The organism is Synechococcus sp. W60.3 (genome assembly GCF_047502615.1).
Taxonomy (GTDB): Bacteria; Cyanobacteriota; Cyanobacteriia; order Thermostichales; family Thermostichaceae; genus Thermostichus.
In genome coordinates this window covers 96357-96985 of sequence record NZ_JANSHJ010000007.1, presented here as the reverse complement: position 1 = coordinate 96985, position 629 = coordinate 96357, and the positions used below count along the sequence as shown (strand labels likewise).

1 protein-coding gene is annotated in these 629 nt (G+C 59.0%); it reads right to left on the bottom strand.

Annotation, left to right across the window (positions count from 1 at the left end; translation table 11 throughout):
- Positions 1–7 precede the first annotated feature (7 nt).
- Positions 8–629, bottom strand: a 622-nt coding sequence (locus NW846_RS04360; protein WP_414515384.1) for a glycerophosphoryl diester phosphodiesterase membrane domain-containing protein, incomplete at its 5' end; no start/stop codon positions are given.

Below are 629 nucleotides of genomic sequence, written 5' to 3'. Positions count from 1 at the left end.
AGCCAAACTACGCTGCTTGCGCTTGCAGCTGCTGCAGGGATCGGAACAGGAGCACTGTATAGATATCGAGGATAGGCGCAACTGCCGTGGCGGCAGCATTCCCAACCACAGCCGCACCTAGGGTAGCTCCCAGGATCCCCCCAACAAAAAACGAAATCATCAGGATCGCGATGCCGAAGATCAAGGCCACAGCCAGAAATGCCCAAAACACCCCCCACCAACGGCCCCTGACGAGGTTCCAACTGTAGCCCAACCCTTCTGTGGCCCCTTTGTCTTCCAGGACAATCGCGCAGAGCGTGAAAGCCAGCCTTATCCCCCAGTAGATGCCGGGAAGTACAAGCAGCAGCATCCCCAGCGAGACAATCAGCACCAGCAGGATGCTGCCGAATACCAGAGGCACTGCCCTAGAGACAGCCCGATCCAGACTGTTGCCCAGGGGAGGAGTGCGCTGCTTCAAGTGCTGATCCACCAGCCAAAAGGCTGCCCCTGCCAGGATGGGCAGGCCGATCAGGCCATAGGCCAAGTTGAGGATCCCCCCGGCAAGCGGGATCAGCTCCGCAACGATGGGAATGATAAAGCCAGGAGAAGCCAGGATCAGCAGCGGCCCATAGATAGGGCCTACCAGTTCC